Annotated in this window: 7 protein-coding genes; 5 read left to right on the top strand and 2 right to left on the bottom strand. The window is 39.7% G+C overall.

The window, feature by feature from the left end; all coding sequences use genetic code 11:
* Window positions 1-206 precede the first annotated feature (206 nt).
* Window positions 207-485: a DUF1294 domain-containing protein gene (locus WB217_RS05670; protein WP_423991475.1), complete on the top strand. Its 279-nt coding sequence runs from the start codon at window positions 207-209 to the stop codon at window positions 483-485.
* A 62-nt stretch (window positions 486-547) separates the two neighbouring features.
* Entirely contained in the window at window positions 548-1,120 is a 573-nt protein-coding gene (locus WB217_RS05665; RefSeq protein WP_423991473.1) for a TVP38/TMEM64 family protein, read from the top strand.
* 36 nt (window positions 1,121-1,156) lie between these two features.
* On the opposite strand, the gene WB217_RS05660 is transcribed toward WB217_RS05665, so the two are convergent.
* Window positions 1,157-1,558 (bottom strand): sigma-w pathway protein ysdB, encoded by a 402-nt coding sequence (locus WB217_RS05660; protein ID WP_423991471.1) that lies wholly within the window; start codon window positions 1,556-1,558, stop codon window positions 1,157-1,159.
* A gap of 248 nt (window positions 1,559-1,806) precedes the next feature.
* Here WB217_RS05660 and WB217_RS05655 point away from each other — a divergent pair, with 248 nt between their 5' ends.
* On the top strand, window positions 1,807-2,298 hold the full coding sequence (locus WB217_RS05655; protein ID WP_423991469.1) for a dUTP diphosphatase: 492 nt from the start codon (window positions 1,807-1,809) through the stop codon (window positions 2,296-2,298).
* Between the two features lie 74 nt (window positions 2,299-2,372).
* Window positions 2,373-3,458: a M42 family metallopeptidase gene (locus tag WB217_RS05650; RefSeq protein WP_423991467.1), complete on the top strand. Its 1,086-nt coding sequence runs from the start codon at window positions 2,373-2,375 to the stop codon at window positions 3,456-3,458.
* 84 nt (window positions 3,459-3,542) lie between these two features.
* Here the strand turns inward: WB217_RS05650 and sspI are convergent, their stop codons facing one another.
* The gene (gene sspI, locus WB217_RS05645) at window positions 3,543-3,755 is read right to left on the bottom strand and encodes a small acid-soluble spore protein SspI (protein ID WP_423991465.1); all 213 of its coding nucleotides are present in this window, start codon (window positions 3,753-3,755) and stop codon (window positions 3,543-3,545) included.
* 123 nt (window positions 3,756-3,878) lie between these two features.
* On the opposite strand from sspI, the gene WB217_RS05640 reads away from it, so the two are divergent.
* A partial coding sequence (locus tag WB217_RS05640; protein WP_423991463.1) for a TrmH family RNA methyltransferase occupies window positions 3,879-4,214 on the top strand: 336 nt, incomplete at its 3' end.

Raw genomic sequence — 4,214 nt, 5'->3', positions numbered from 1 at the left:
CTTATAACGACTACTCGCGATAGCGAAATCCAGATGAATGGTCAACAAATTCCTTAAAGATAATTAGGTATTACAAAAAAATATATATAGTATTTTAGCGGTACAAAAAGAAGCCGCTAGAATAACTTTTTTTGAGATATAATGAAACAAGGCTCTTCGTGTCCATAAACATGATATTCGATTGAGATAAAGGGATGTGTTATTAAATGGAACTAACATGGATGATCATTGGACTTATTATCATAATGAATGCAGCAGGTTTTTTCATCATGGGAGCGGATAAAAAACGAGCAAAAAAAGATCTTTATAGAATAAGTGAAAGTACTTTATGGAATGTCGCCTTTTTGGGCGGAGCAATAGGTGCGACGGCGGGGATGAAGCATTATCGTCATAAAACTAAGCATGCTCAGTTCAAGTATGGGCTGCCGCTCCTTGCCGTGATCGAGGCTGGTATTTTTGTCTATATTTTTAAGCTTTTAGCATAACAGCCTGGGCACTTCTATATGTTTTAATAGCATCCTAGAATGACTTTAGGCAGGTGACATATATGGAAGATGTCTGGTCCTTGCTGCTGATTATTTTTGAGTCAGGGAGCTGGTATGCTCCCGCTATCTTTATCCTTTTTCATGTATTTCGCCAATTTTTATTTATTCCGCCAGCAGTGGTATGCATTGCGGGTGGCCTACTATTTGGAATGATACCAGGGATTCTTTATTCTTTAATTGGCCTTACTGGCGCAAGCATTTTATTTTACACAATGTTGAAACAGGCTCCGGCAATGACTAACAAATTTATTAAACTTAAACATCGGCTTGTTGGACAGTACAGGGATTTAACGGTTGCGCAGGTTTCGCTCCTGAGATTGATTCCGATCATTCATTATCATTTACTCAGCTTTTGCCTTTATGAACGGAATCGTAGCTTTAAATTTTTTTTGAAGGCCAGCTTCCTTGCTAATATTCCTTTTGTGATTTTCTACACCGTGTTTGGCGAGTACTTTGGCCAGTTCAATGCAATAACAGGAGCAATCCTTATTGGTGCTATTTTATTATCTTCTTATCTGCTTAGGGAAAAGGTTGCGTTTATTAAGTGGCGGGAATTCTTTCATCCAACTACGTAAAAAAGCGTCCGGACGAAGTCCAGACGCTTTTGTAATTTATGATTCATCTTCCTGGTCGTGATCCGCCATAAATTCTTTGATTGGGCTTTTCCAGTCAATCTTGGCAACTGGATAGTTCTCACGGACTTTTCGTTCAATGAATTGGAAATCCTCAAGAACAAGTCCCTTCAGTGCGGAAGTTTTTTTGGGCCAAATGAAGATGGAAACTACTTCAAATGCTGAGTGAGTAGTGCCAAGATATTTTTCCCCTTCAAATAATACTCCTTTGTAAGTCAATAAGAAGTTTTTGCGCACATTGTCCGGGTCATCCAGAAGGAAAAAACGTTTTTGCTCATGAGCGAGCTCCAGTTTTCGCTTAGGGTGGAATAAATATTTCACCGCGCTGTATATTAGAAAAATGAACAACAGCAATATGATAAGACGTAAAAGCAGGATCATAACTGCCCCTCCAATGCTAACTTTCCTTATTTACGAATGAGATTCTAAATAGTTTCATCAAATTTCAATTTGTTTTATACTTTTTTTAAGCTTTTTACGCAAAATACCATTAAAGTATAGAGTGGCTTCTGGTTATTTTAATTTTTATCTAAAAAGAACTCTCAAAGCCAAGAATGAATGACTAGTCTGAAAACTGGCATAGAATGCTCTGGAAACATGCAATTAATGATTTTTACAAGGAGAAAAACATGAATACTGAAAAGCTTTTTAACATGCAAAGAGAACTTGATCGTCATATAGAAACACAGCATGATCTGGAGGATGAAGACCTATTTGATAGGAAAGCACTCGCCCTTCTTGTAGAGATTGGGGAGCTTGCAAATGAAACGAGATGCTTTAAATTTTGGAGTCTTAAACCATCCTCAGATATTGATGTGATTTTAGAGGAATTTGTTGATGGAATTCATTTTATTCTCTCGCTGGGCATTGAGTGCGGTTTTGAGGACATTACGGCCATTTCCTCTACCCCAAGTAATGGAAAAGACGCCAGCAGGCAGTTCCTTGAAGTGTATGGGTTGATCAATACGTTCAGGCTAAGTCGGCGGAGAGAGGATTATGTACAGTTATTTGATGCATATATGAAGCTTGCTGAACTGCTTGGATTAAGCGAAGAACAAATTGAACAGGCATATATTCAAAAAAATGAAGTAAATTATGACAGGCAGAGAAAAGGCTATTAGCAGAATTTTTTGTACAATACTCTGGCGTTCTAGTATAATAGGATGCGAAACTACATATTAAGGGAGTCGAAATAATGGCTAAATTAGATGAAACACTCACAATGCTTAAAGATTTAACAGATGCCAAAGGCATTCCCGGCAATGAACGTGAGCCAAGAGAAGTAATGAAACGATACATAACTCCATTTGCTGATGAAGTAACGACAGATGGTCTAGGGAGCTTGATCGCAAAAAAGGTTGGTAATGAAAATGGACCTAAGATCATGGTAGCTGGTCACCTTGATGAAGTCGGCTTCATGGTAACAAGCATTGATGACAAGGGCTTCATCCGTTTCCAGACAGTTGGAGGCTGGTGGTCTCAGGTCATGCTGGCACAGCGTGTGACGATCGTAACGCGCAAAGGAGAAATCACGGGTGTCATCGGTTCTAAGCCGCCTCATATCCTCCCTGCAGAAGCACGTAAAAAGCCGGTTGACATTAAAGACATGTTCATTGATATCGGTGCATCAAGCCGTGACGAAGCAAAAGAATGGGGAGTAACGCCTGGGGACATGGTTGTTCCTTACTTTGAATTCACAGTGATGAACAATGAAAAAATGCTGCTTGCAAAAGCATGGGATAACCGCATTGGCTGTGCGATTGCGATCGATGTTCTAAAGCAGCTGAAGGGTCAAGAGCATCCAAATGTGGTGTACGGGGTTGGTACGGTACAGGAGGAAGTTGGTCTTCGCGGCGCTAAAACATCGGCACAGGTAATCGAACCAGATATCGGTTTCGGTGTTGATGTAGGAATTGCCGGAGATACTCCAGGCGTTACTGAAAAAGAAGCATTAAGCAAAATGGGCGATGGACCGCAAATCATCATTTATGATGCCTCAATGGTTTCACATAAAGGCCTTCGTGATTTTGTAACAGACTTGGCTGACGAATTGAACATTCCATACCAGTTCGATGCAGTCGCAGGCGGCGGAACTGATTCTGGTGCGATCCATATGACACATCGTGGAGTACCAGCATTGTCCATCACAATTGCAACTCGTTATATTCACTCACATGCTGCAATGCTGCACCGTGATGACTATGAAAATGCCGTCAAATTGATTGTTGAAGTAATCAAACGTCTTGATAAAGAAACGGTTGATAAACTTACTTTTGAATAAGGAAAACACAAGGAGGGCTGCGGCCTTCCTTTTTTCTTGGACAAAAAAAGAACTCCTAGAAATGAAGGAGTTCTTTCGATTAAATTATTTTCCTTTCAATCCTGACTCTAGCGCATTTAGCATTTCCTGCTTTTCTTCTTCAGAAGCGTTTTGCCAGATCACTTCAAATAGGACTCCAAGTCCTGGAAGCATTTTTTCCTCACCAGCTTGAATTGCATCTACAATTGTATCCTTCAACTCATCCTGTGTGTTACCTGCCACATTTGTGATAACTGCATTTCTAAGGTTCAAGTTCATTGTTTACTCAAACTCCTTTCAATTTCCATCAATGTTTATAGAATTCACCATTTTGGTTTTATTATGTATCGAGTTTGAGATATAATAATAAAATTGAACAAGCCATATTAAAGGAGAGCCAGAGTGAAGTACATTCAATCTGATAAAAATCCACAAGTTAAACAATGGAAAAAATTACAGACACGTAAGGAAAGAGATAAGTCTGGCACATTTCTCGTTGAAGGCTTCCATTTAGTTGAAGAAGCACTTAAACAAAAAGAATATGTGGAAGAAATCATTCTTAACGAGAAAACTGAAATGCCGCCTAGCTGGGATTATGGCGATATCCCAGTCACAGTCGTAACGGATGAAATCAGCAGCCAGCTTGCTGATACCGAAACAACTCAGGGCATTTTCGCAGTTTGCCGACAGCCCAAACAAACACTGGAGAGCGGAAAAACGTTCTTACTGATTGATTCT

The organism is Mesobacillus sp. (assembly GCF_049588175.1).
Classification (GTDB): Bacteria; Bacillota; Bacilli; order Bacillales; family Cytobacillaceae; genus Mesobacillus.
Note: the sequence above shows the minus strand (reverse complement) of the source record. Positions and strands in the feature narration are given on the sequence as shown.

Excerpts from the sequence above, each read along its gene's own strand:
- WB217_RS05670 (WP_423991475.1), top strand. The coding sequence starts at position 207 with ATGGAACTAACATGGATGATCATTGGACTTATTATCATAATGAATGCA.
- WB217_RS05665 (WP_423991473.1), top strand. The coding sequence starts at position 548 with ATGGAAGATGTCTGGTCCTTGCTGCTGATTATTTTTGAGTCAGGGAGC.
- WB217_RS05660 (WP_423991471.1), bottom strand. The coding sequence starts at position 1,558 with ATGATCCTGCTTTTACGTCTTATCATATTGCTGTTGTTCATTTTTCTA.
- WB217_RS05655 (WP_423991469.1), top strand. The coding sequence starts at position 1,807 with ATGAATACTGAAAAGCTTTTTAACATGCAAAGAGAACTTGATCGTCAT.
- WB217_RS05650 (WP_423991467.1), top strand. The coding sequence starts at position 2,373 with ATGGCTAAATTAGATGAAACACTCACAATGCTTAAAGATTTAACAGAT.
- sspI (WP_423991465.1), bottom strand. The coding sequence starts at position 3,755 with ATGAACTTGAACCTTAGAAATGCAGTTATCACAAATGTGGCAGGTAAC.